The 24,509-nt window shown below is 63.4% G+C and carries 24 protein-coding genes and 1 pseudogene; 15 read left to right on the forward strand and 10 right to left on the reverse strand.

Going from position 1 to position 24,509, the window contains the following annotated elements:
* Nucleotides 1-3 precede the first annotated feature (3 nt).
* Nucleotides 4-1,497: a D-glycero-beta-D-manno-heptose-7-phosphate kinase gene (gene rfaE1, locus X726_RS145675; protein ID WP_023671976.1), complete on the reverse strand. Its 1,494-nt coding sequence runs from the start codon at nucleotides 1,495-1,497 to the stop codon at nucleotides 4-6.
* Between the two features lie 124 nt (nucleotides 1,498-1,621).
* Nucleotides 1,622-2,254, reverse strand: a complete 633-nt coding sequence (locus X726_RS145670) for a LysE family translocator (protein ID WP_023671977.1) — start codon at nucleotides 2,252-2,254, stop codon at nucleotides 1,622-1,624.
* A 134-nt stretch (nucleotides 2,255-2,388) separates the two neighbouring features.
* Between X726_RS145670 and rfaD the strand changes: the two genes are divergently transcribed.
* Genes rfaD through waaC form a run of 3 tightly spaced genes read left to right on the forward strand, consistent with a single transcriptional unit; the run spans nucleotide 2,389 to nucleotide 5,290 of the window.
* Nucleotides 2,389-3,339 (forward strand): ADP-glyceromanno-heptose 6-epimerase, encoded by a 951-nt coding sequence (gene rfaD, locus X726_RS145665; protein ID WP_023671978.1) that lies wholly within the window; start codon nucleotides 2,389-2,391, stop codon nucleotides 3,337-3,339.
* Nucleotides 3,312-4,319, forward strand: a complete 1,008-nt coding sequence (waaF, locus tag X726_RS145660; RefSeq protein WP_031215287.1) for a lipopolysaccharide heptosyltransferase II — start codon at nucleotides 3,312-3,314, stop codon at nucleotides 4,317-4,319. Before rfaD ends, waaF begins: the two co-directional genes overlap by 28 nt.
* Nucleotides 4,316-5,290: a lipopolysaccharide heptosyltransferase I gene (gene waaC / locus X726_RS145655; RefSeq protein ID WP_023671980.1), complete on the forward strand. Its 975-nt coding sequence runs from the start codon at nucleotides 4,316-4,318 to the stop codon at nucleotides 5,288-5,290. Before waaF ends, waaC begins: the two co-directional genes overlap by 4 nt.
* Before the next feature lie 24 nt (nucleotides 5,291-5,314).
* On the opposite strand, the gene greA is transcribed toward waaC, so the two are convergent.
* Together greA and X726_RS145645 are read right to left on the reverse strand one after the other, a co-directional pair.
* On the reverse strand, nucleotides 5,315-5,788 hold the full coding sequence (gene greA / locus X726_RS145650; protein WP_023671981.1) for a transcription elongation factor GreA: 474 nt from the start codon (nucleotides 5,786-5,788) through the stop codon (nucleotides 5,315-5,317).
* A gap of 288 nt (nucleotides 5,789-6,076) precedes the next feature.
* The gene (locus X726_RS145645) at nucleotides 6,077-6,613 is read right to left on the reverse strand and encodes a tetratricopeptide repeat protein (protein ID WP_023733325.1); all 537 of its coding nucleotides are present in this window, start codon (nucleotides 6,611-6,613) and stop codon (nucleotides 6,077-6,079) included.
* 227 nt (nucleotides 6,614-6,840) lie between these two features.
* Here X726_RS145645 and X726_RS145640 point away from each other — a divergent pair, with 227 nt between their 5' ends.
* From X726_RS145640 to X726_RS145630, 3 genes are all read left to right on the forward strand, one after another.
* Nucleotides 6,841-7,266, forward strand: coding sequence for a DUF3775 domain-containing protein (locus tag X726_RS145640; protein WP_023683751.1), 426 nt, complete (start codon nucleotides 6,841-6,843; stop codon nucleotides 7,264-7,266).
* Between the two features lie 186 nt (nucleotides 7,267-7,452).
* Nucleotides 7,453-8,529 (forward strand): extensin family protein, encoded by a 1,077-nt coding sequence (locus X726_RS145635; RefSeq protein WP_023748179.1) that lies wholly within the window; start codon nucleotides 7,453-7,455, stop codon nucleotides 8,527-8,529.
* A gap of 132 nt (nucleotides 8,530-8,661) precedes the next feature.
* On the forward strand, nucleotides 8,662-9,456 hold the full coding sequence (locus X726_RS145630; protein WP_023671985.1) for an extensin family protein: 795 nt from the start codon (nucleotides 8,662-8,664) through the stop codon (nucleotides 9,454-9,456).
* A 20-nt stretch (nucleotides 9,457-9,476) separates the two neighbouring features.
* On the opposite strand, the gene X726_RS145625 is transcribed toward X726_RS145630, so the two are convergent.
* The gene (locus tag X726_RS145625; protein WP_245272151.1) at nucleotides 9,477-10,166 is read right to left on the reverse strand and encodes a gamma-glutamylcyclotransferase; all 690 of its coding nucleotides are present in this window, start codon (nucleotides 10,164-10,166) and stop codon (nucleotides 9,477-9,479) included.
* Nucleotides 10,167-10,308: 142 nt separating this feature from the next.
* Here X726_RS145625 and X726_RS01000000167325 point away from each other — a divergent pair.
* Nucleotides 10,309-11,021: pseudogene (locus tag X726_RS01000000167325) on the forward strand (LssY C-terminal domain-containing protein).
* Between the two features lie 70 nt (nucleotides 11,022-11,091).
* Nucleotides 11,092-12,402, forward strand: coding sequence for a hemolysin family protein (locus X726_RS145620; RefSeq protein WP_023671989.1), 1,311 nt, complete (start codon nucleotides 11,092-11,094; stop codon nucleotides 12,400-12,402).
* Nucleotides 12,403-12,430: 28 nt separating this feature from the next.
* Here X726_RS145620 and X726_RS145615 read toward each other — a convergent pair whose 3' ends face one another.
* Nucleotides 12,431-13,309, reverse strand: a complete 879-nt coding sequence (locus tag X726_RS145615; RefSeq protein ID WP_023671990.1) for a DMT family transporter — start codon at nucleotides 13,307-13,309, stop codon at nucleotides 12,431-12,433.
* A 258-nt stretch (nucleotides 13,310-13,567) separates the two neighbouring features.
* Between X726_RS145615 and X726_RS145610 the strand changes: the two genes are divergently transcribed.
* Nucleotides 13,568-14,863 (forward strand): glucoamylase family protein, encoded by a 1,296-nt coding sequence (locus tag X726_RS145610; protein WP_023671991.1) that lies wholly within the window; start codon nucleotides 13,568-13,570, stop codon nucleotides 14,861-14,863.
* Nucleotides 14,864-15,029: 166 nt separating this feature from the next.
* Here the strand turns inward: X726_RS145610 and X726_RS145605 are convergent, their stop codons facing one another.
* The gene (locus X726_RS145605; RefSeq protein WP_023671992.1) at nucleotides 15,030-15,635 is read right to left on the reverse strand and encodes an NADPH-dependent FMN reductase; all 606 of its coding nucleotides are present in this window, start codon (nucleotides 15,633-15,635) and stop codon (nucleotides 15,030-15,032) included.
* A gap of 89 nt (nucleotides 15,636-15,724) precedes the next feature.
* Here X726_RS145605 and X726_RS145600 point away from each other — a divergent pair, with 89 nt between their 5' ends.
* Complete coding sequence (locus tag X726_RS145600; protein WP_023671993.1) at nucleotides 15,725-16,093, forward strand: helix-turn-helix domain-containing protein; 369 nt, start codon at nucleotides 15,725-15,727, stop codon at nucleotides 16,091-16,093.
* Between the two features lie 500 nt (nucleotides 16,094-16,593).
* Here the strand turns inward: X726_RS145600 and X726_RS145590 are convergent, their stop codons facing one another.
* On the reverse strand, nucleotides 16,594-16,989 hold the full coding sequence (locus tag X726_RS145590) for an acyl-CoA thioesterase (protein WP_023671995.1): 396 nt from the start codon (nucleotides 16,987-16,989) through the stop codon (nucleotides 16,594-16,596).
* Nucleotides 16,990-17,212: 223 nt separating this feature from the next.
* On the opposite strand from X726_RS145590, the gene X726_RS145585 reads away from it, so the two are divergent.
* The 3 genes from X726_RS145585 to X726_RS145575 are packed head-to-tail and all read left to right on the forward strand — an operon-like array spanning nucleotide 17,213 to nucleotide 20,954.
* Complete coding sequence (locus X726_RS145585) at nucleotides 17,213-18,829, forward strand: GMC family oxidoreductase N-terminal domain-containing protein (RefSeq protein WP_023671996.1); 1,617 nt, start codon at nucleotides 17,213-17,215, stop codon at nucleotides 18,827-18,829.
* Nucleotides 18,826-20,040 (forward strand): mandelate racemase/muconate lactonizing enzyme family protein, encoded by a 1,215-nt coding sequence (locus X726_RS145580; protein WP_023671997.1) that lies wholly within the window; start codon nucleotides 18,826-18,828, stop codon nucleotides 20,038-20,040. Before X726_RS145585 ends, X726_RS145580 begins: the two co-directional genes overlap by 4 nt.
* Nucleotides 20,037-20,954 carry an NAD(P)-dependent oxidoreductase gene (locus X726_RS145575; protein ID WP_023671998.1) on the forward strand — a complete coding sequence of 306 codons (918 nt, stop codon included), beginning with the start codon at nucleotides 20,037-20,039 and terminating at the stop codon, nucleotides 20,952-20,954. The genes X726_RS145580 and X726_RS145575 overlap by 4 nt, the downstream gene beginning before the upstream one ends.
* 92 nt (nucleotides 20,955-21,046) lie before the next feature.
* Here the strand turns inward: X726_RS145575 and X726_RS145570 are convergent, their stop codons facing one another.
* Nucleotides 21,047-21,985: a diacylglycerol kinase family protein gene (locus X726_RS145570; protein ID WP_023683740.1), complete on the reverse strand. Its 939-nt coding sequence runs from the start codon at nucleotides 21,983-21,985 to the stop codon at nucleotides 21,047-21,049.
* A gap of 774 nt (nucleotides 21,986-22,759) precedes the next feature.
* On the opposite strand from X726_RS145570, the gene X726_RS1000000171895 reads away from it, so the two are divergent.
* Nucleotides 22,760-22,960: a hypothetical protein gene (locus X726_RS1000000171895; protein WP_023672000.1), complete on the forward strand. Its 201-nt coding sequence runs from the start codon at nucleotides 22,760-22,762 to the stop codon at nucleotides 22,958-22,960.
* Between the two features lie 37 nt (nucleotides 22,961-22,997).
* On the opposite strand, the gene X726_RS145565 is transcribed toward X726_RS1000000171895, so the two are convergent.
* Entirely contained in the window at nucleotides 22,998-23,630 is a 633-nt protein-coding gene (locus X726_RS145565) for a hypothetical protein (RefSeq protein ID WP_023807272.1), read from the reverse strand.
* A 286-nt stretch (nucleotides 23,631-23,916) separates the two neighbouring features.
* Between X726_RS145565 and X726_RS145560 the strand changes: the two genes are divergently transcribed.
* Complete coding sequence (locus X726_RS145560) at nucleotides 23,917-24,432, forward strand: hypothetical protein (protein WP_023672002.1); 516 nt, start codon at nucleotides 23,917-23,919, stop codon at nucleotides 24,430-24,432.
* The last annotated feature ends 77 nt before the right edge of the window (nucleotides 24,433-24,509 follow it).

Below are 24,509 nucleotides of genomic sequence, written 5' to 3' on the forward strand. Positions count from 1 at the left end.
CCCTCAGTTAGTACCGCCGCCGGCGCGCAATTTGCCGATCGTGCCGGTGGTGCTCTTGCCGGCGACAAGGTCGACCAGGACGACGCGCCCGCCCGCCTTCTGCACCACATCGGCGCCGACAACGGTTTCGACCGTGTAGTCGGCGCCCTTGACCAGAATGTCGGGCAGAAGCGCCTCGATCAGCGCCAGCGGCGTATCCTCTTCGAACACCACGACCGCATCGACCGAGGCCAGGGCGGCGAGCACGCAGGCACGATCATGCTGATCGTTGACCGGGCGCCCTGCGCCTTTCAGCCGACGCACCGAGGCATCGCTGTTGAGGCCCAGCACCAGCCGGTCGCACTGGCTGCGCGCCGCGTGGAGAAGACTGACATGGCCGGCATGCAATATATCGAAGCAGCCATTGGTGAAGCCGACGCTCAGGCCCTCGTCCTTCCACGCCGCCACCATGCGCGCGGCCGATGCGGCATCGAGGATGGCGTCCTTATGGGCGGTGGGGCCGTGCGAGCGGAACAGCGCGCCGGTGAGTTCCTCCACGGTCAGCCGCGCGGTGCCGCGTTTGCCCACCACCACACCGCCGGCGGCATTGGCGATGGAGGCGGCCATGACGCGATCGGCGCCCGCGGCCAGAGCCAGCGCGAAGCTCGCGATTACCGTATCGCCGGCGCCCGAAACGTCGAACACTTCGCGCGCCTGGGTGGCGATGTGGCGCGCCTCATCCGCGCCGACGACGCTCATGCCCTTTTCGCTGCGGGTGGCGACGACGAAGTCGAAGCCATGTGCCGAAATCAGCTGGCGTGCCGCCGCGACGATCTCGTCGTCGGCGAAAACCGGGCGACCGACAGCTTCGCCAAGCTCCTTGCGGTTGGGCGTGATGGCGGTCGCGCCGGCATAGCGCGCATAGTCGCGGCCCTTGGGATCGACCAGCACCGGTTTTCCCGCCTCGCGGCAGATGGCGATCAGGTCGGCGGCGACGCCGTCGAGCAAGATGCCCTTGCCATAGTCGGACAGAATGACGATGTCGGCGCGCGTGAGTGCGGCGCGAAAATGCCGGACCAGGTCCGCCCGTTCCTTGTCGTCGAGCGGCTTGATCTCTTCCTCATCGAAGCGCAGCACCTGCTGATTGAGCGCGCTGAAGCGGCTCTTCGACGACGTCATGCGACCGCGCTCCTGCGCCATATCAGCCGTATCGGCGCCGAGTTCGCGCAGCATGCGCACCAGATTGTCGCCGGCCACATCGGTGCCGATCACCGATATGGGAATAGCGCTGGCACCCAGCGAGACGATGTTGGCGACAACGTTGCCTGCGCCGCCCATCGTCGAGGTCTCGCCGCGCCCGTGCAGCACCGGGATCGGCGCTTCCGGCGAGATGCGCTCGATGACGCCGTTGACGAAACGGTCGAGGATGAAGTCGCCGACCACCAGCACGGCAACGTCGCCAAAGCGGGCAATGGCGCGGTGCAAAGGTTCGGGCGAAGGCGGATTGTGCTTGATCATGTCACTGGCAATGCGAGGGAAAGGCCGACCTCAATCACGCTGAAAATTGTCAATTTACGGGCCGGATCGTTCATGGCGAAGCCGATATACCGCAAATCCGCGCAGCGCAACGTCAGGGCGGCCGTCAGCTCTTCTGCAACGCGACGTGGACGCCCAGTCCGACCAGCACCGCCCCGCCCGCCCTCTGCATGATGCGCTGCGCACGGCTGGAGCGCTTCAGCCGGGCGATCACCATGCCTGCCAGCAACACGCAGACAATATCTGCCGAAGAGAACATTAAATTGACGATGGTGCCCAGCACGACGAATTGCAGCCACACCGGGAAACCCGCCGAGGCATCGATGAACTGTGGCAGGAACGCCATGAAGAAGATCGCCGTCTTCGGATTGAGCACTTCGACGGTGATGCTCTCGAAAAATGCCCGGCGCGCCGATTTGCGCTCGATCGCCGGCAGCGCCGTGTCACCGTCCCCGCGCTTGCGGAACAAGGACACGCCAAGCCAGATCAGATAGAGCGCGCCGATGAGCTTGACCGCCATGTAGAGCGGCGGCACCGCATGGAAGAGCACCGACAGCCCGGCGGCAGCCGCAAAGACATGGAAATAACCGCCAAGATGGATGCCAAGTGCCGCCGTCAGCCCCGACCAGCGCCCGCGCGCCATGGTCTGCGCGGCGGCATAGAGCATCGCCGGTCCTGGAATATAGGCAAAGATCGCCGTGGTGGCGAAAAACGCAATGAGCAGTTCGGTCGACGGCATTTTTTGTCCCCTAGCTTGCGGGCCTCGAATAAAGCGGGCCGCTTCGCGGTCTCACTGTGGCGTCGTGGTGCTTCATCGACAGTACGCTTGGCCTCCCTTATAAGGACCGGAATCGCAAGCAACCAGAGGCATTCATGATCATCGTCACGGGCGGGGCCGGCATGATCGGCTCCAACATCGTCGCCGCACTCAATGCCGAAGGCCATGATGACATCCTCGTCGTCGACGACCTCACCGACGGCCACAAGATCGCCAACCTGGCCGATTTGCAGATAGCCGACTATCTCGACAAGGACGAATTCTTGGCCACCTTGGAAGCCGGCGACCTAGGCCGCGTCGAGGCCGTCTTCCACCAGGGCGCCTGCTCGACCACCACGGAATGGAACGGCAAGTTCATGATGGACGTGAACTACGCCTTCTCAAAGCGCTTGCTGCATGGCTGTCTTTCGCTGCGCATACCGTTCCTCTATGCCTCCTCGGCTTCCGTCTACGGCGGCGGTTCGGAGTTTCGCGAGGACCCCGCACTTGAGCGGCCGCTCAACGTCTACGCCTATTCGAAGAAACTATTCGACGACTATGTCAGGCGCACTGTGTTCGACACCGATCATTCGCAGGTCGCCGGCCTGCGCTACTTCAACGTCTATGGCCCGCGCGAGGCGCACAAGGGCGCCATGGCCTCGGTCGCCTTCCATCTGTTCAATCAGGTCGGGCGCGGCGAAAACCCAAAGCTGTTCGGCGCCCATGACGGCTTCGGCCCCGGCGAACAAAGCCGCGACTTCATTCATGTCGGCGATGTCGCCGACGTCAATCTGTGGCTGTGGAAGCGCGGCTCGAGCGGCATCTTCAACTGCGGCACCGGCCGCGCCCAGCCGTTCCGCGCCATTGCCGAGACCGTGATCGATACGCTGGGCAAGGGCGAGATCGAGTTCATTGAATTCCCCGATCACCTCAAGGGCAGCTACCAGAGTTTTACCCAGGCTGATATGTCCCGTTTGCGTGCAGCCGGCTATAATGGGCAATTCCGCACAGTGGAAACCGGCGTCAGAGACTATGTCGAATGGCTGAAAGCCCAACGATCCTCGTGATCGGCCCACGCTGGGTGGGCGATATGGTCATGGCGCAGTGCCTGTTTTCAGCGCTGAAGGACGTCCATCCCAACGCCGCCATCGACGTGCTGGCCCCGGCCTGGGCGGCCCCGCTGGTCAAGCGCATGCCCGAGATTCGCCAGCAGATCGATTTCCCGCTGCAACCGGGCGCGCTCGAATTCACCATTCGCCGCCGCTTCGGCCGCCTGCTGCGCGGCCGCTACGACATGGCCTACGTCCTGCCGGGCAGCTGGAAATCGGCGCTGATCCCGTTCTTTGCCCGCATCCCCCGCCGCTTCGGCAATCTCCGGGAAATGCGCTACGGCCTGCTGACCGACATCGTGCCGCTGCCCGATGCCGTCAAACGGCGCACCGCGCAGGCCTATTTTGGCCTCGCCCAAGGCGGACATTTCCGGCCGCCGCGGCTCACCGTCGACGCCGGCAATCAGAAAGAACTGCTCGCTCGCTTCACAGTGCAGCCGGGAAAATTCGTCGCCATGATGCCCGGCGCCGAATTCGGTCCGGCCAAACGCTGGCCTAGCGAAAGCTATGCCGGCCTCGCCGGAGAGATGATGGCGAAAGGATTCAAGGTCGCGTTGTTCGGCTCGAAGAACGATCGCGACGTCACCGCCGAGATCGCAGCACTCGCGCCCGGTGTCGTCGATCTGGCAGGAAAGACACGGCTGGAGGACGCCATCGACCTGATCGCCGCGGCCAGGCTGGCGGTGTCCAACGACAGCGGGCTGATGCATGTCGCGGCCGCCGTCGGCACGCCGGTCGTTGCCGTCTACGGTTCGACCTCGCCGGAAAACACGCCGCCGTTGGCTGAACAGCGCGAACTGATCTGGTTGCATCTGTCCTGTTCGCCCTGCCACCGGAAGGTCTGTCCGCTCGGCCACCTCAACTGCCTGAAGACGCTGGACGTTGCCCGAGTGGCAGCGGCGGCGGACAGGTTGCTGGAACTCCCGGCCGCCGCATGAAGGTGTTGATCGTCAAGACCTCCTCGATGGGCGACGTCATCCACACCTTCCCCGCCGTCGAAGATGCACGCCGCAAGCGCCCCGATATCGCCTTCGACTGGTGCGTCGAAGAGGCCTTTGCCGGCATCGTCGCGCTGCATCCGGCGATAGCAAAGATCCATACCGTCGCCATCCGGCGCTGGCGCAAGCATCTGTTCAACGCCGGCACATGGCGGGAGGCGACAAGCTTGCGCCGCGCTCTGCAAGCAGGCGAGTACGACCTCGTCATCGATGCGCAGGGGCTGCTGAAATCGGCCCTGGTTGCGAAACAGGCAGCGGCACCAATCGCAGGTTTCGACCGCGCAAGCGCGCGGGAGCCCTCGGCAACGTTGTTTTACCAGCGCAAATACGCCGTGCCGCGCAACCTGCACGCCATCGAACGCACGCGCCGGCTGTTCGGGCTGGCGCTCGGCTACGAGCCCGATCTTTCGGCGCTCGCATCCGGGATTGTGCCGCCTCCCGGCGGCCTGGCCGGCATCGACGGCAAGACGGCCTTCCTGCTGCACGGCACCAGCCGCGAGGACAAGAAATGGCCCGCCGAAGACTGGATCGAAACGGCTCGCCTGCTGGTTGGTAGCGGAATGACGCCGGTCACCACCTGGTCGAACGAGCGTGAGAAGGCGGTGGCCAAGGCGATCTCGAAAGCCGTGCCGTCAACGATCGTGGTGCCGAGATCGCCGCTGGCAGACATTGCCGCGATCCTTGGCCGCTCGACGCTGGTTATCGGCGCCGACACCGGTCTGACCCACCTCGCCAGCGCCTTCGGCCTGCCGACGGTCGCGGTGTTCCTGGCGACCGAGCCGGGTTTGACCGGCCCGCGCGGGCAATATGCCTCAACGTTGCTGGCCGCATCGGGGGAGCGCCTAACGCCGGCGAAGGTGGTGGCGGAAGCTAAGAAGCAACTGGCGCTCAAATCACGAGCACCAGCCTAGAGCCTTTCAGAAGTATCTGAGGTGCTAGATAAATTGCACCTGGACGATCTCATAACCCCTGGCGCCGCCAGGCGCGTTGACCTCGATGGCGTCGCCGACTTCCTTGCCGATCAGCGCGCGCGCGATCGGCGATGAGATCGAGATACGGCCCGATTTCACGTCCGCTTCCTGGTCGCCGACAATCTGGTAGGTCTTCTTTTCCTCGGTGTCCTCGTCGACCAGCACCACCGTGGCGCCGAACTTGACCTTGTCGCCGCTAAGCTTGGTGACGTCGATCACCTCGGCCCGAGCAATATAGTCTTCCAGTTCGTTGACACGGCCCTCATTGAGGCTCTGCGCCTCTTTGGCGGCATGATATTCGGCATTTTCGGACAGGTCGCCATGCGAGCGCGCTTCGGAGATCGCCTCGATGATGCGTGGCCGCTCCTCCTGCTGGCGCCAACGCAGCTCTTCCTTCAATGACGCGAACCCCTCGCCTGTCATCGGGACCTTGTTCATGATGCCTGACCTTTCCTGCCGCCACCCCCGCATTTCGGGGAAAGCCTTGTCGATGGGTATAAAAAGAAAACGGGTCCGGCAGCCTCGGGCTAACGGAACCGTTTCACCGCAATTTTCCCCAATATAGCGATCCTCGCGCGTTTTTCACGCTGAAAAAGCAGGCTCTTTGAAAAATCATGAGCCGACTTGCGCAATTGCCGTCACGGCATGTGCAGCGTGTTGCAGTTGCGACAACAAAAACCGGCTGCGATTGCTCGCAGCCGGCCCAGAGAAGCCGTTGGGGTGGGGTCAGCTTCTCATGAAATGGTAGATCTGTTCGGCCAGCATGCCGTATTCGCGGGAACCTTTGCCGGTCCGCTTCTCGATCTCGGCCAGCTGCTCCTGGGCGCCGGCCAGGTCGCCGATCTGCAGATGGGCCTCGCCGAGATATTCGCGCACCAGCGTGTAATCCGGGTTGATGCGCAGCGCTTCCTCGTAATAGCCGAGGCCGACGGTGACACGGCCGGAATGGCGATGCGAATAGCCGAGATAGTTGAGGATGCGCGGATCCTGCTTGTTGGCGGCAAGGCTGAGTACGGCGATTGCCTCATCATAACGCCCGGCCATGGCCAGGTCGTGACCAGCATCATAGATGTTGTCGTCGTCCAGCATGCCGTACTTCGGCGCGACGCATTTCTGCTTTTTCTTGTCCCAGACCTGCCCCTTCTTGCACTGGGTGGTGGTCTCGGTACCACCGCCACCGCCGCCGGCCGCAAACACCGGAACCGCAAAGAACTGCAGCGCGACAACCGCCGCAGCCGCCTGGATCAACACTCTTTTATGCATCGAAGCCTCCTTGAGGGATAATGACGATCTTGAGGGAAAATGACGATAATGAAAAGCTAACGCCGGGATGCAGACTTTTCATCCCGGAAACCCGCAGCCGCCGAAACTATTTGTGCGGCCGTGCCTAACCTGAATTCCGTCAAGGCGGGAGCCAGGGATCAGAACATGACGTGACGCGCGCTGCAAATCAGCTATCATTCGGGAAGATCAGCGGGGGTACCCCGAGAGTGCAACAGCGCCGTGAGCGGGAATGGGAGCTATCTATCGGCCCGGACACCGTGCGCCTGTTCATTCTCAAGGCAAAGGGACTGAGTGCTGCCGTCAACGAAGACTATGCCGACGGTGCCGAGCATGAGGTCGAGCTCGATGGTGAATCACATGCCAATCACCACCATGACGGTCTGGCGGAGGAAAGCGCGGAAGACCTCACCGAGGAAGAGCTGCGCGAGCTGATCAACGACCTCAACGTCGACGAAGCGGCCGAGTTGATCGCGCTGGCCTGGGTCGGCCGCGGCGACTATGACGCAGCGGAATGGTCCGATGCGGTTGCCGCCGCGCGCGACCGCGCCAACAAGCGCACGGCGAAATACCTGCTCGGCATGCCGCTTTTGGCCGACTGGCTGGAAGAAGGGCTGGAAGCGATTGGCGCGTAACGACGTCGTTACCGTTCGTGATGGGCCGCAGGCAACCTCCGGGCGTTCGCGCCGTTGAGGACGATGGGGTCTGTTGTACTTTCCCGAACATGCAGGGTTGCACTAGTCATGGTCGTCACGGCTCTGCTGCTGACGCAAGCCGACGCCAAACAGCGCAAGAAGCATTACACGCCGCTGTCACAGCGGTTGGAGCAGTTGTTTTCACCGCGGGTCGACTCGCATCCTAAGCCGCGCAGCAAACACCGCCAGAAGCCCAGGCCACAGCGGCACATCACGCCAAAGCAGGTGGAACAAAAGACCCCGGATAAAGAGCCCTCGCCCGCCGATGTTCCGGTGCAGCCCTCGCGCGTTGTCCCGCTGCCCGAGGCGCGTCCTTCAGAGGCGCCGAAGACCGGCGCGGCACCGATCGAAAAGCAAAAGGCCGAAGGTCCGAACCCCCTTGGCGCGCCCAACCGGTCCAATGACGATCGATTCAACGAAGAAAAGTCCCGTTTTAAAAAGCAGGCGCGGCCCGGACCGTCAGCCCCGAAGCCGTCGACCGATAAGCAAAGCGAGCCCGAGCCGCCGGCCGCGGTGCCGATTCCGACACAAAAGCCAGACACTTCGGAACCTGAAGCTCAGCCGCTGGCCGTTGCTCCGCAACCACCTGAAAAACCCGATGCCGGCGACAAGAAGATGCTGCCCGATGCGCGCTCGGCCGATGTGCCCGATGCAAAAATGCCGGCGGCGGAAGTCGCCTGTCGCGAGCGGCTGACGGCCCTTGGTGTCGAATTCGAGGAGCATAAGGCGGAAAGCAATCCCGACATCGGCTGCTCGATCCCCTATCCCCTGGTGCTGAAGTCGCTCGGAAAATCCATCGCCATCGGCCCCGCGACCGAACTCAACTGCCCGATGGCCGAGGCGGCAGCCCGCTTTGCCGCCGAAATCATCCAGCCTGCGGCGAAAGCCGAATTCGGCGCCGACCTGAAATCGATCAACCAGGCATCGGCCTTTGTCTGCCGGCCGCGCAACGGCACGCGCCATCTGTCGGAACATGCCTTCGGCAACGCGCTCGATATTGCCAGCTTCACGTTGTCGGATGGCAGAAAGGTCGAAGTCGGTCCAACGCCGCCCGAGAAGGACGGCAAATTCCTCAATGCGGTGCGCAAGGCCGCCTGCGGACCGTTCAAGACCGTGCTTGGACCGGGCGCGGACCCGGACCATTCCCTGCATTTCCATCTCGATCTCGAACCGCGCCGGAATGGTGGCACTTTCTGCCAGTGATGGCCCTCCAGTGATCGTCATGCCGGTGATGGTCTGGCTGCCGCATTTCGGCCGCAGGCATGAACGCGGACGCTGAGTTTTCCTTTACCCTTGATCGTTAAAATCCCACCGATCAAGGACAGGATTCCGCCCATGGCCGCAATATTTCGCGCCGCCGCGAAGGCAAAAAGCACAGCGATACTGGCCGCCGGTCTTGCGCTGGCCGCCGTTTCAGCTTGCAACACGGGCAGCGTGCTGTCGCTGCAGCCGGCCGTCGATGTTGGCTCGCAGACCGCGGCCGTGCCGCAATATGAAGGCATGCAGAAGCTCGTCCCGTCCAATCCCTATATGACTGCCGCCTATCCGCGCATCGACGAGCCGATGTCGGAGTCGGAGCCGCAGCAGATGCCGGCCAGCGAAACCGATTGCCGTGGCGAGCTGAAGCGCCTTCGCGTCGTCTACACCGATGTCCAGCCGATCCACGAGGGACAGTGCGGCATAGACTGGCCGGTCAAGGTCTCCGCCATCGGCGGCATCCAGATGAAGCCCGCCGCAACATTGACCTGCGACATGGCCGCAAGTTTCGCCGCCTGGACCAGCAACGAACTGGTTCCCTCCGCCCGCTGGCGCTATTTCTCGGGCGTCAAGACCATCCACCAGGGCTCGAGCTATTCCTGCCGCAACATCGCCGGCGAAGGTGTCCTGTCCGAGCACGGCAAGGGCAACGCCCTCGACGTCATGAGCATCGAGCTCAACAACGGCGACGACATCGACGTGCGCAAGCCCGGCCTGTTTGCCTTCCGCACCCGCGGCTTCCTCAACAATGTGCGTGCCGACGGCTGCCAGTATTTCACCACCGTGCTCGGTCCCGGCTACAATTACGATCACCGCAACCATTTCCATTTCGACATCAAGAACCGCAAAAGCGGCTACCGCGCCTGCCGCTAAAGCGTTTCACCGTTCAGAAATCAGTCGGGATTGGCGTTCCTGGTGGAAGCGATGATTTGCTGGGCCACCAGATCCTGGATGCGCCAAAGGTTCCTGTCGCGGATACCGCTCTCTTCCAACTTGCTGACGGTTCGGAACAGGTATTGAGCCGACGAGCCCCAATGCCCGGCAGCCCGCGCCAGCGTGTCGGCAACCTGCTCCAATGGCAGCCGGCCGGCATAGGCCCTGCCGTCTGGCGCGGCGACGAAAGCCAAGGCCCGCAACGGCCCATCCTTGGTCTTGACCTTGATCCAGCATGGCACGTTAGTCGGCGGGTTGGCATCGATCTCGCGGCGCATCAACTGGCCAAGTTGCCCGAAATGGTCTTCCGCGGGCAGCCGATAGACGATGCCGTTGCAGCTGCCGCCTCGATCGAGCGCCAGCATCAGCGCCGGCAAATCACGGGTTCCGCGCCAACGGGTCAGCGTCAGGCAGAACGAGCGGTGCCATCCTGGCGCCGTGGCCGGGCGCTGCTCGACATGGGCAAATTCGGGGTTCCAGATCAGCGACCCGTAGGCAAAGACCCATAGCGCTTCAGGCCGATGCTCCGACAGAAGTTGCTCGACAAGACTATCGAACTCCGCGTCTGTATGCTCGGTTGTTCCGGGCTCGGGACCCGCATCCGGTTCGACACGCTCGACCCTTGCGACAAGGTCCGCGGTCAATGCCATCGAGCTGCGACCCACCGGCTTCTTATCCATTCCTGCTCACCCCCCGCAAAAACGATGGCCGACGATAGAACGGCTGCTCGCCGCTGGCCATTGATTTCCGGGGTCCGTCAGGCACAGATACCGCACGGATCGAGCCGCTTTCATGAGCCGACGAAGCCTGCAACGACGCGCATTGACCTGGCTCGCCGCTCTTCTGGCGGTCTGGCTGGCCCTCGCCTATGTCGCTGCGCCGGAATTCTGGACGGTTCGCGACCGCGGCTTTCGCACGCAGACTTTCGAGATGGTGACACACACGCCGCAAGGCATTCCGGGCGACCCGATCAATATCGGCCTTGTCGGTACCGAAAAAGAGATGATCCATGCCTTCGCCATGGCCGGATGGGATACGGCCGATGGCGTGACGCTAAAGACCGCGATCGAAATCGGTGAGAGCGTGCTGTTCGATCATCCCTATCCTGACGCCCCGGTCAGCCGGCTGCTGTTCGAAGGCCGCGCCCAGGATCTCGCCTTCGAAAAGCCGGTCGGCGGCAGCGCCGACCGGCGCCATCATGTCCGCTTCTGGCGCAGCGATGCGACCGGCGACGACGGCCGAACGCTCTGGATGGGCTCGGCCAGCTTCGACCGCGGCGTTGGTCTCAGCCACGATACCGGCGCCATCACCCACCATATCGCCCCTGACATCGACGCCGAGCGCGATCTCGTGATCCACGACCTGTCGGCGGCCGGCATGGTGATNTGATCTCGGTGAGCGACATCCCGGGCATCGGCGCCACCAGGACCGGACGCAACGGCGGCGGCGATCCCTATTTCACCGACGGCAAGGCTGTTGTCGGGGTGCTCAGGCAATTCCCCTGAACCACTGTCATTTTCCAAAAATCATCGCGGACTATTTTCCTGCGGCCCGCCGCAATGCTATTGAGCCCTGATGCTATACGTCGAAATCGCCACCGTGGTCGTCCTCATCTGTGTGAACGGCCTTCTGTCGATGTCCGAGCTCGCCATCGTGTCGTCGCGCCCGGCGCGGCTCAAGGCGATGATCGACCGCGGCGTCAATGGCGCCGGGCGTGCGCTGACGCTCGGCTCCAATCCCGGCAAATTCCTGTCGTCGGTGCAGATCGGCATCACTCTGGTCGGCGTGCTGTCGGGCGCCTTCTCCGGCGCCACGCTGGGCGACAGGCTTTCGGTGTACCTGGCCACGACCGGCATGCGCGAAAACATCGCCGACCCGCTCGGCGTCGGGATCGTCGTCGCCATCATCACCTATTTCTCGCTGATCGTCGGCGAACTGGTGCCCAAGCAGATCGCGCTGCGCGATCCCGAGCGTGTTGCGGCCCGCGCAGCGCCTGCGATGACCATCCTCGCCACCGTCTCGGCGCCGCTGGTGTTCCTGCTCGACATTTCCGGCCGCGCCATATTGTGGTTGCTCGGCCAGCGCGGCGAGAGCGAGGAAAAAGTCACCGACGAAGAGATCAAGATGCTGGTCGCCGAGGCCGAGCACCACGGCACCATCGAATCTGACGAGCGGCGCATGATCGCCGGCGTCATGCGGCTCGGCGATCGCGCCGTGCGCGCCGTGATGACGCCGCGCACCGAGGTCGACTGGATCAATTTGCAGTCCGATGAGGGTGCCATCCGCAAGCTCTTGATGGAGACCCAGCATTCGCGCCTGCCGGCCGGCGACGGCGGCGTCGACGTCATGGTTGGCGTTGTTCAGACGCGCGACGTGCTGGCCGCCCTGCTCGCCGGCCGCGCACTCGATCCGAGCAAGCATGTGCGCGCCGCCCCCATCGTCTACGACCAGGCCGACGCGCTGGATGTGCTGCAGAAGCTGAAGGAATCCGACGTGCCGATGGCGCTGGTGCATGACGAATACGGCCATTTCGAAGGGATCGTCACACCTGCCGACATTCTCGAGGCCATCACCGGCGTCTTCCGCGCCGACCTTGATGCCGGCGACGAGGGAAACGCCGTCAAGCGCGAGGACGGCTCATGGCTGCTCGCGGGATACATGCAAGCCGACGAGATGGCTGACGTTCTCGGTATCGACCTGCCGGAAAACCGCGACTACGAGACCGTCGCCGGTTATGTGCTGTCGCACATGCACCATCTGCCGGCGACCGGCGAATGCGTCGACGCGCAAGGCTGGCGTTTCGAGGTCGTCGACCTCGATGGCCGCCGCATCGACAAGCTGATCGCCACCCGGCTGCCCAGCGGCCATCGCGAAGTGGTGCGTTGACGCTCTGCCGTCAAAGCGAATAGCGCCCTCAGACCGCGGCTTCGATCGGTTCGGCAAGCTTCGGATTGGAGCGCGAGGCGATCAGGCAACTGGCCACGATCAGGGCCGCTCCAGCCAGCGTGGTCCAGGTCGCCGCCTCGTCGAAGAACAGCCAGCCAAACACGATCGCCCAGATGAAGGCGGAATACTCCGTCGGGATTAGATATTGCGCTTCGGCCCGCGCGTAGGACCAGCTCATCAGGAACTGGCCGGAGAGCGACAGCCCCGTCACCCCGGCCAGTGGAAGCCAGAGATTGCCCGGCAGGGCAACCGCGAGCCAGGGAGCGGCGGGGAGAAGGACGGCGGCAACGCACAGGTTCTGGAACAGCATGATCTCGACTGGTTTGGCTACCAGCGCCTGCCGCCGCGAGAGGATCAGATTGTAGGCGTAGAACACCGTCGATGCGAGCACCGCCACCGTGCCAAGCAGGGCATCCCCGGTATAGTTCCCTTGCCCGAACTGTCCGGCCATGATGATGACGACGCCGGCGATGCCCGCCAGCGACGCCCAGATCGCCTGGCGCTGTATGCGTTCGCCCAAAAGCAGCGCCGCCAGCAGGAGAGCGAACAGCGGCGCGACGAAACTAAGCCCGATCCCATCCGCTAGCGGCAATCTGGCAAGGCCCCAGAAGAACGACAGCAGAACGATGCCCACGATCACGGCGCGCAGCGCGTGTAGCCGCAGCACGGAAGGCGTGGGAAGGGAACGCGGCCCCGCCGCCCAGGCCGTGCCCGCGACCACGCTCGCAAGCATGCTTCGCCACAGCACCGTGTTGTAGACACCGACGGCGATCACCAGGATTTTCATCGCCGCATCCATGGCGGACAGAAGGAAGATCGCAAGTGCACAGACCAGCACCGGGGTCATGGGGGAAACGACGCCTGACAGGCTGGGTGACTTCACGGGGCATGCTCATGTGATGGATCGCAGCCGGATATATCAGGGGAGGACGGCCAGGCCAGATGGCAGGGCCGTGCATATGGCGGTCCAACCGATCTTCGCAGCCCCTCGATTTGAATTCGGTGCGTCGGCAGCGCCTTTCGCTATCGGCCCCAGCCTGCCCTCACCCATGATTGATCCGCTGGAAGAATGGCAAAAGCAGCCAAAGCCTCTATATCGATTGTCATGGATGCATCGAACGAACACGCGCTAAACGACGAGCTTCTCCAAGATATCCAGCGCCTGTCCTTCGAGTATTTTCTCAACGAGGCCAACCCTGCCAACGGCCTGGTCGCCGACCGCAACACGCCAACGTCGCCTGCCAGCATAGCCGCTGTCGGGCTCGCTTTGTCGTCCTATCCCGTCGGTGTCGAGCGCGGTTTCATGACGCGCGATGCCGCAATCGAGCGGACGCTCGCCACGCTTCGCTTCTTCTGGAACGCCCCGCACGGGCCGGAGCCCGATGCCACCGGCTACAAGGGTTTCTACTATCATTTCCTCGACATGAAGACCGGCCGCCGCGTCTGGAATTGCGAACTGTCCACGATCGATACCGCACTTCTGCTTGCCGGTGTTCTGGCTGCCGGCGCTTATTTCGACCAGGACGATGAGCTCGAACTGGAAATCCGCCAGCTTGCCGATGCGCTCTACCGCCGTGCCGACTGGCGCTGGGCGCAGAACGGCGGCGCCACCGTCACCCATGGCTGGCGGCCTGGAAAAGGCTTTCTCCGCTACCGCTGGGAAGGATTTGACGAGGCGCTGATCCTGTACGTCCTGGGTCTCGGTTCGCCGACCCACTCGCTAACTCCCGAGAGCTACGCGGCCTGGCTGTCCACTTACAAATGGAAGACCATCTACGGCCGCGAGATGGTCTATGCCGGCCCGCTTTTCATCCACCAGTTCTCGCATATCTGGATCGATTTTCGCGCCATCCGCGATACCTTCATGCAGGGTCACGACATCGACTATTTCGAAAACAGCCGCCAGGCGACGTATCTGCAGCGCGATTACGCAATCCGCAATCCGAGGGGGTTCGCGGGCTATGGCGAGAATTGCTGGGGCGTCACCGCCAGCGACGGCCCAGGTCCGATCGCGCGGCGAGCCGATGGACGCCGCTTCTTCGGTTATCTCGCCCGCGGCGCACCGTTTGGCCCCGATGACGGCACGCTGTCGCCATGGGCGGCAATCGCCTCCTTGCCTTTTGCGCCGGAAATCGTGCTGCCGGCGCTGCGCCATTTCCACGAGATGGACCTGCGCGACGGCAACCCTTACGGCTTCACCGCGAGCTTCAACCCGACGATCGCTGCCGACGACGGCCGCGCCTGCGGTTGGGTATCGCCGGACCATGTCGGCATCAACCAGGGGCCGATCGCCCTGATGATCGAGAACTACCGGTCGGACTTCCTGTGGCGATTGATGCGCCGCGTGCCGGCCATCACCACAGGACTGCGCCGGGCCGGGTTTTCCGGCGGTTGGCTGTGACAGGCGGCGATCCTTTGCGCGGGATCGTCAAGGCATCAGCACGACCTTGCCGGTCCGACTGCACCATCCGGCCGGGGAAGGCCGAGAGCGCCTCTTCACGTAAATGAAAAAGGGCGGCGCAAACGCCGCCCTTTGGAAAAATCATCGGTCCTTGGGAGGATAAGGCTCAGGCCGCCTGGGCTTCGCCGGCAATCGCGTCGGCCTGACGCGCTGCCTTGAGCACGCGGGCCCACCAGGCAACGTCGTTCACCAGCGCCGTGGCAGCCTGGTTCAGATGCTCGATCTCCTCGAGCTTCTTCTCGCCCTGGCGCACCGCCAGGAAATCGCTCCAGGCAATGTGAACGGCGGATTTGACCGGCGCCATCTGCAATTCGACCGCGGCAAGACGCAAATGTTCGACAGCGCGCGAGCCGCCGACGCTGCCATAGCCGACGAAACCGGCCGGCTTCTTGTTCCATTCATTGGCGGCGTAATCGATGGCGTTCTTCAGCACGGCCGTCGGGCCATGGTTGTATTCGGCGGCGGTGAAGATGAAGCCGTCGAATTCGGCGACCTTCTTCTGCCAGCGCTGGGCAACTTCGTTCTGCGACGGCGCCCAGGCGGACGAGGCGACCTCGTCGAAGAAGGGCAGCGGCCAGTCGCGCAGGTCGACGGTCTCGACGTCGATGTCGGCATGGGATTTCGCGATCTTGGCGATCCACTGGGCGGGCACATCGGCGAAACGCGCGGCGCGTGTCGAACCGACGACGATGGCAATTTTGGGCTTGGACATGGGGCTCTCCATATATGCAGAAGCTGGTATCGTCTGGATACCGGCGCTATATGAGATACTGACAAATGGCAGCGCAAGGAGGCACCGTTATGTTACTGAGGCACCCGCACAACACCGAAGACTGCCGAGCCGTCTCGGAAATCCTGCAGCGCGTCGGCGACAAATGGACCGTTCTGGTTGTCGGCAAACTGGGCGCCGGACCGCTGCGTTTCAATGAGTTGCGCGCCGCTGTCGGCGGCATTTCCCAGAAGATGCTGACCACCACCTTGCGCGGTCTTGAGCGCGACGGCTTCGTCACCCGAACCGTGTTCCCGACCATCCCGCCACGCGTCGACTATGAGCTGACGGAGCTCGGCCATGAGCTGCTGGTCCCGGTCGGCGCGCTCGGCGAATGGGCACGCAGGAACACCGTTCGGGTCCAGGCGGCGCGCGAAAGATTCGATGGCGTGCACGCCTGAAAACCGTTGTCCAGCAACGGTTTACGGATTTTGCCGCCGACGACGCGTACCCGGGTTTAACTGGATCCGCCCTTGCATCGTTGGTCACGCCATCGCGACATAGCTGCAGCGTTTCGTTCGCCGGCGCATGATCATTTTGAGGCTGACGAGGTCTTCCGCTGACGGGCCCTCAGGCCTTTGACGCAGGGTTGCTGCAACACACTGCGCCGCACGTCTCTACCCTTGCAGACCGCTGGGCAGTCCGCTCGTTGCCAACCGTCCGGTCGTGCGTGCAGGCAACGCTTGGAAGCTCTTTCCTGATCTCGGTATAAGCGGTCGTGCCAAGCAGGCAGATCACCGCGACGAGGGCCGCCACGAGCCAGCCGTTCAGCATGTGTTGACGCATTGTCTTCCCTCCGCCGCCCGCAGAATCGGATGTGAAGGCAACCATTGGATGTCGCGCAGCGCATCGCCCGCGCGGGGGATGTTACATAAGCGCAAGCTTGGCAGAATCGACGATGTCAACTTTCGGTTGGAATCGGCTTCGGCTTGCCGTCGCTATCCAGCGCCACCATGACGAAATCGGCGTGGGTGACCTTCTCCATCAGGTCGGAGAGGTAGCGTTGCGCCCAGGCCTCGACCTTGAGCGTCATGGAGGTGCGGCCGACGCGCTCGACATGGGTGTAGATGCACAGCGTGTCGCCGATCTTCATCGCCTTGGCGAAGGACATTTCCTTGACCGCCGCCGTCACCACGCGGCCCTTGGCCCGCTCGGCCGCACGGATGCCGCAGGCAAGATCCATCTGCGCCATCACCCAGCCGCCAAAGATGTCGCCGGCCGCATTTGCATCGGCCGGCATGGCGAGCGTACGCAAGGTCAGATCGCCGATCGGCCGTCCGTCCGCGTAATGCACCATCCGAGATTCCCCTAAAGCGATAGCCCTTGATCCCGTAGCGTCACGGGCCCAAGAGGTCAACGCGACGGGCGAGGCTCCCGGCGCAATGTCGGTTCCATGGTGGCTTTTCCGACCAGGCGTCTCACGGTCGCTTTTTTCACAAGCCATGCCGGAAGCCGCAGGGGCGCGGCCAAGCCGTCGCGGATAGGCTGCGCTCAGTTTTGCGGAGCCGCCAACACCAATCATGCAGACTTATGACTTCATCATCGTCGGCTCCGGCTCGGCCGGCTCGGTTCTGGCCGACAGGCTGTCGATTTCGGGCCGCTTCTCCGTGCTGGTGCTGGAGGCCGGCGGCAGCGACCGCCGCTTTTATGTCCAGATGCCGCTCGGCTACGGCAAGACCTTCTTCGATCCGGCGGTCAACTGGAACTACAAGCCCGAGCCGGACCCCGGCCTTGCCGGCAATGTCGACCATTGGCCGCGCGGCAAGCTGCTTGGCGGCTCCAGCTCGATCAACGCCATGGTCTGGATCCGTGGCGCGCGCGAGGACTTTGACGACTGGCGCGATGCCGGAAATCCCGGTTGGGGCTATGACGATCTGTTGCCGGGCTTCAAGGCGCTTGAGGACAATGAGGCCGGCGCCGACAGATGGCGCGGCACCGGCGGGCCGCTGCATATCACCGACACGACGAACGCCGTCCATCCGCTGACCAGGCGCTACCTCGCAGCCGGCCAGCAGGCTGGGCTGCCGCTCAACCCTGACTTCAACGGCGCCGCCCAGGAAGGCGTCGGCGTCTACCAGATCTCGACCAGGAATGGCCGCCGCATGTCGGCCGCGCGCGCCTTCCTGCGCCCGGCGATGAAGCGCGCGAATGTGCGCGTCGAAGCCAATGCGCTGGCGACCAGAATCCTGTTCGAGGGCAAGCGAGCCGTCGGCATCGAATATCTGCAGAACGGCGAGACCAAGACGGCGCGGGCCGGCCGCGAGGTGATCCTGTCCGCCGGTTCGATCAACTCGCCGCAGCTGCTGCAACTGTCCGGCGTCGGCCCCTCGTCACTGCTCAAGGGGCTTGGCATCCCGGTCGTCCACGGCAACGAAAATGTCGGCGCGCATCTGCAGGACCATGTCGGCATCAACTATACCTTCAAGGGAAACGTGCCGACGCTCAACCAAATCCTGCGGCCCTGGTGGGGCAAGCTGCTGGTCGGCATGCGGTACATCCTCACCCGCTCCGGCCCGCTGTCGCTGTCGATGAACCATGGCGGCGGCTTCTTCCGAACCGACCTGGCGTTTTCGCGCCCCAACATGCAGCTTTATTTCCAGGCTTTCTCGACCGTCGTTCCGAAGAGCGGCGAGCGGCCGATCCTGACGCCGGATCCGTGGCCGGGCTTTTCCATCGGCCTCTCCAACTGCCGCCCGTCCAGCCGCGGCGAGATCATGATCCGCTCCAGCAATCCGCTGGACTATCCCAGGATCGTCGCCAACGCCTATTCCACCAACGCCGATGTCGACGAGATGCTGGCGGCGGTGAAATTCGTGCGCAAGATAGCCTCGATGCCCGCCATGGCCGAGATCATCACTGAGGAGGTTTTGCCGGGCCCATCGATCCAATCGGATGCCGATCTGATCCAGGATTTCAGGAAGCGCTCAGGCACCGTCTATCACCCGGTCTCGACGTGCCGCATGGGGCCGGGCGCCGGGGCCGCCGTCGTCGACCCGCGCCTGAAAGTGCACGGGCTCGCAGGTCTGCGTGTCATCGACGCCTCGATCTTTCCCGCCAACATCACCGGCAACACCAACGCCGCCTCGGTCATGACCGGATGGAAGGGCGCCGAACTGGTTCTGGAGGACCAAAAATGAAGATCACCGACGTCAAGACCTGGGTAGTCGGCAACCCGCCGCCCGGCATCGGCGGCAAGTATTTCATCTTCGTCAAGCTGACCACCGATGGCGGCGTCGTCGGTTACGGCGAGGCCTACAACGCCACCTTCTCGGCTCACATAACAGCGAAGCTGGTCGAGGACATGGCCGAGCGTTACCTGATCGGCCACGATCCGCATGACATCGAGACCTTCTTCCGCCGCGCCTATTCCTCAGGATTTACCCAGCGCCCCGACGTTACCGGCATGGGCTGTTTCTCGGCGCTGGAAATGGCCTGCTGGGACATTGTCGGCAAGGAAGCCGACAAGCCGGTCTACAAACTGCTCGGCGGCCAGGTGCACGAGACGCTGCGCTCCTACACCTATCTCTATCCGCACACCGGCAGCGTCCATTCGGAGGACGCGCCGGACGGCCGGAACGTCTACAATGACCCCGAATTGGCGGCCGCCTGCGCGCTCGAATATGTCGAGCAGGGGTTCAACGCCGTCAAGCTCGACCCGGCAGGCCCCTACACCGCCTTCGACGGCCACCAGCCGCGCCTGATCGACATCGATGTCTCCACCCGCATGGTCAAGGCGATCCGCGAAGCCGTCGGCACCCGCGCCGATATTCTGTTCGGCACGCATGGCCAGTTCACCGCATCGGGTGCGCTGCGCATGGCACGCGCCATCGAGCCCTACGATCCCTTGTGGTTCGAAGAGCCGGTGCCGCCCGACATGCCCGAAGTGATGGCTCAGGTGGCGCGAGGCACGTCGATCCCGATCGCCACCGGCGAGCGGTTGACGACCAAGTTCGAATTCGCCCGAATCATCGAGAACCGCGCCGCCACCATCCTGCAACCGGACCTTGGCCGTTCCGGCGGCATTCTCGAAACCAAGAAGATCGCCGCCATGGCCGAGGCATACCACATCCAGATCGCGCCGCACTGCTATTGTGGGCCGATCGTTGGGGCCGCCAACATCCAGCTGGCGGTGACGCTGCCCAATTTCCTCATCCTGGAATCGCTGAAGCAGTGGGACGGCTTCCACGCGACACTGCTCAAGAAGAAGATCGAATGGCAGGACGGCAATGTCATTCCATCGAAGGAGCCGGGCCTCGGCGTCGAGCTGGACGAAGCGGTCTGCGACGCGCATCCCTACACCGGCAAGGACCTGCATTTGCAGATGATGCAAACGCCGCTGATGCCGTGAGCGAACGCTACGCCTTCATCGGCCTTGGCCATCTCGGCGGCAACCTTGCCGCCAGCCTGTTGCGCAACGGTTTTGTCGTCATCGTCTTCGACCGCGACCCCGCCGCCGTCGAGCGCCTCGTGGCGCTCGGCGCCACGGCCGCAACCAGCCCGGCCGAAGCGGCGGCACAGGCCGGCAATGCCATTACTTGCCTGCCCTCGCCCAAGGTCAGCGAAGCGGTGCTGGCTAATGCCGGCGGCCTGCTCGAGGGTCTGCCCAGGGGCGGCTCCTGGATCGAGATGTCGACCAACGGCCGCGACGAGATCCTGCGCCTCGCCGCCCTCGCCGCGGCCAAAGGCATCGAGACGCTGGAGTGCCCGGTCACCGGCGGCGTGTATCTGGCCGCGGTCGGAAAGATCACCGCGCTTGTCGGCGGCGATGCTGCGCTTTACGAGCGCCATCGTCCGGCCATCGAAGCGATGTGCGCAAAGTCGTTCCTGATGGGTCCGGTCGGCTCCGCGGCGGTGATCAAGGTGATCACCAACATGCTGGCCTTCATCCATCTCGTCGCCGCCGGCGAGGCGCTGATGTTGGCCAAGCAAGGCGGCCTCGACCTCGCGCAATCCTACCACGCCATCGTCGCCTCCTCCGGCAACAGCTTCGTCCATGAGACCGAAAGCCAGCTCATCCTCAACGGCTCCTACGACATTGGCTTCACCATGGACCTGGCACTGAAGGACCTCGGCTTTGCGCTTGCGATGGGCAGAGAGTTCAGACTGCCACTCCAACTGGCGCCGCTTGTGAGTGAGATTTTCCTGATGGGCAAACAGGAATATGGCGGCGGCGCCTGGTCGACCCAGATCGTCAAACTGCTCGAGGATGCCGTCGACATGGATCTGCGCGCGCCCGGTTTCCCAGCCAAGCTGGAAAGCTAAGCCGGGTAAATATGTCCTGCGATTTCAGGCCTTTGGCCGGTTCGCCGGAATCGCCGCTCAAACCACCTGAATCAATCCCTCAACGCCTTGATTCAATATCTCAGCGTCAGCGCTCCGGGCAGGATCTCAAACGTCGCGGGTATACGCCCCGGCGACTCGCCATCTATGTCGACCAGCGCGCCGTTCTTCTCGACATCGCCGATAGGTTCGACCACCACTTTCCGGCCACGCAATATGGTGATGGCCGGATGGTTGCGGTGCCGGCCGCCATAGAGCAGCCGAATATCCCAGATCAGCTTCAGCTTGCCGGCCGCGCGCAGGATGACGATGTCGAACTGGCCGTCGGCGAGTTCGGCGTCCGGGGCGATCATCATGCCGCCGCCGAAGAACTTTCCGTTGGCGACCGCCACCAGCGCCATGCGCGCCTCGACCGGGGTGCCATCGTCGACGGTGATCCTGACGTCCTGGAAGCGGTAGCGGATGAACTCGACCACGGTGCGCCAGAAAAACAGCGCCTTGGCCGACATCCTGCCCTTGCGCTTGTCGGCATTGACCGCACGGTCCGTGGCGCCGGATAGGCCGAGGCTGGCGATATTGATGAAGTGCCGGCTGGCCAGCGCGCCATGGTCGTCGATGTAGCAGATGCGCCCTGCATCGACCTTGCGCGCCTTGGCTTCGGCGATCCGCTTCAGCACCGCATCCACCTCTTTCGGCAGCCCGAGCCCGCGCGCGAAATCGATGCCGGTGCCGCAAGGCAGCAAGGCAAGTTCGGTTGTCCGGCCGCTCTCATCGAAAGCCTGCAGCAATCCGTCGGCCACTTCGCTGGCGGTGCCGTCGCCGCCGGCCGCGATCACCAGCTCGAAGCCGCTTGCCGCGAGGTCGAGCGCCAGCCTTTCGGCGTCGCCCTCGGCCTGCGTCTCGCGCAGCTCGAATTCGCCGAAATGCTTTTTCAGCGAAGCAGCCACCTCCGGCCAATGCCGTTTCAGCCGGCCGCCGCCGGCAATCGGATTGAGCACCACCCCGACTTTCAATGCGCACCCTCCCCGAACCGAGCCGATAGGCTCGATGCTTTGCCTGCATTGAAGCCCGCGCCAGCCGGCGGAGCAAGGGGCACAGCCGATCAGGCGCCAAAAAGCGGGCGGGCTGTCTAATGCAGCTGGAGTCGAAATTCCGAGCTTTGTGGCAAACCGTCCCCGATAATCCCGTTATCCACAGGCTCACGCCCATTCCCCAAAACCCTTACCCGGCGTAAGTTTAACTCATCTCAGGCGGCTACCGATCGCCACGCCGAAAGGCAAAGCGAAAAGGCGGATTTCCTGAGGCCCGTACGGCCCGAAGCGAGAGCAGGCTTGCTTGTTCGAGGGACGGATGCCGAGACCTACGGGGCCGCGGAAAGCGTGCGAACGCCAACGGCGGACCGATGCTGCCATGAAGGACGGCGAAAACCTTCGATGGCGCGCCGAACGAAGCTCGCAAGGGTGGAGAACGGCGTGGTCTGGAACGGGCACTGCCCTCGGGCGGTGACTGGCAGGACCGTCAAAATCAAGGCCGGCATGGCGCGACGACTTTACGGAAGTTGCTGCCGCGACCGTGTCCTGATCTGACAGGGAGGCGCTGGGAGAAATCCCGGCGCCGACTGTCTTTTGGGCCAAGGGTCCGGTCGGCGAAGCGACGCGTAAGAAGCCGATACTTTGCTGGAACGCGATTTCGGCGCTGACGGCACCACTTCATCACCAGGCGCGGTCAGCAATTCACCGACATGATCCCGCGCCTGATCGACAGAGGCGTGTCCTTCGTCGAGATCGGTGGCAACGACGCGATCATCCTCACCGTGTTTCGGCGGCGGACTTCGCTCCGCCCAAAGGCTCCCGCACGCCGTTCAGCCAACCGGTTCCGATCGATCCGGCCACCCGTCGCACCGGCTGATCGTCGCCGTGCGCAAGCTGCACATCGTGCTGCCGGCGCTGTTCGAAGCAGGCGCCAGGCTGGAACACCTCTCCGACTGAAGACGCGCCCTGCACGCGGCCTGCCCGGCGGGCCGAGCTACTTCTTCGGGCCGATGCCCGGGATCAAATTGAGGCCAGCGTTTATATATTCCGGCCGTATGGCGCCGCTGATGAGCGTGAAGGTGGCGAGCATGATGCTGGCCAGCGCACCGTCATGCCATGGCCTGAGGGCCAGCGCGTTGACGGCATAGGCCCAGAATGGGAAGGCGAGCATCGACATGACGATGTTGGCTCCCGGAGCCTCCGCATTGTCGGCTGAATCGCTGACCGATTTCAGATACACCGGCGTCATCGCCAGCGCGACGATCAACATGATCCATGAAATGGTCCAGACGCTGATACCGGCCATTTCAATCTTATAGATGGCTGCCTGCACCTTACCCGGAATGTCCCCCGGATCGCCTTTGGTCTCTTCCGCCACCGCATCGGTCAACGCCTTGGCAACCGGCTGCTCAGTGGCATTGACCAGGATGGAGTTGACGAAGATGAAAAATGCCACGACTTCGGCAGGCACGTACTTCGCAACCCGGTCGAGATAGCCGTCGCCGCCTTTCGATCCTTGATCTTCTTGCTTGTCATCGTCGACGCCGAGCGGAGCATCGCCTGGAATGCCCTCGAGCGTTGAATCCCTTTTCGGCACAGGCTCGGCGGACCGGACAATTCTTCCCATGACAAACCCCTCCTATATTGTTGTATCGCCCCGTGAGTATCGTAGTAGAAAACCGGGCCAAGAAACAGTTGTCGCGGCCATAGCCGACAAGATTTATTCAGGCTTCTTCCTGCAAATGCATCACGCTCCCGCCCTATCTGCTACCGGGTGTCTCGAAATCCACCTATAGTGAGCCGTACCCGAAAAACGCATCCCCCGGCTCATCGCGTGATCGCGGCCAAAATCCCGCCTTGTTCGCGCGCGATGGAAGGACTGGCTGCCGGGGGGCAATCCGAAGGACAAGACCGTGATCAAGACCGCCCTTGTCGCCATGACCATTGTCGGCTGCGACTGCGACGCCAAGCTTTGCGAATATATCGGCGAGACGCCGGCGAAGTGGGCGACTATCGCCGACTGCGAAGCGGCGATGAAAAGCCAGATGCTGCACCAGAAGAACTTCGACTATCCGCTGGTCTCTGGCATCTGCCGCAGCAAGGGGTCGGCGTCTTCTTCGCAACTGGCGGCGGCCGCATCCCGCCCGGAACTGAAGCCGGCCAGCCGGAATGTCCAAACCCCGTTGCCGCCGGAACTGAGCCATCGGCCGAGCGTTCCCGTCGGCTCCCCGACGACGGCCATGGAGGCAGCAGCGGTACGGCCCGTCGCCTACGAGCAAGTGGTCGATGGCGGAACAGGCGTGCTCTACCGCACCAGGAACGGCTACGCCGTGGTCAAGACAGATCTCGGCCGCGTCGCGTCGGCAACGGTCGGCATTGCCAAGCGGTCCGCGAACTGGCTGGCGGGGCTGGTGCCGAGCGGGTTGTGAGCGGCCTGCCGTTCGGACCATACCACGCTGTCGCACTGCCGTTGAAAACTCCAGATAGATGCATGATGGTGTCAGGC

The sequence above is a fragment of the Mesorhizobium sp. LSJC285A00 genome (genome assembly GCF_000503155.1).
Lineage (GTDB): Bacteria > Pseudomonadota > Alphaproteobacteria > Rhizobiales > Rhizobiaceae > Mesorhizobium.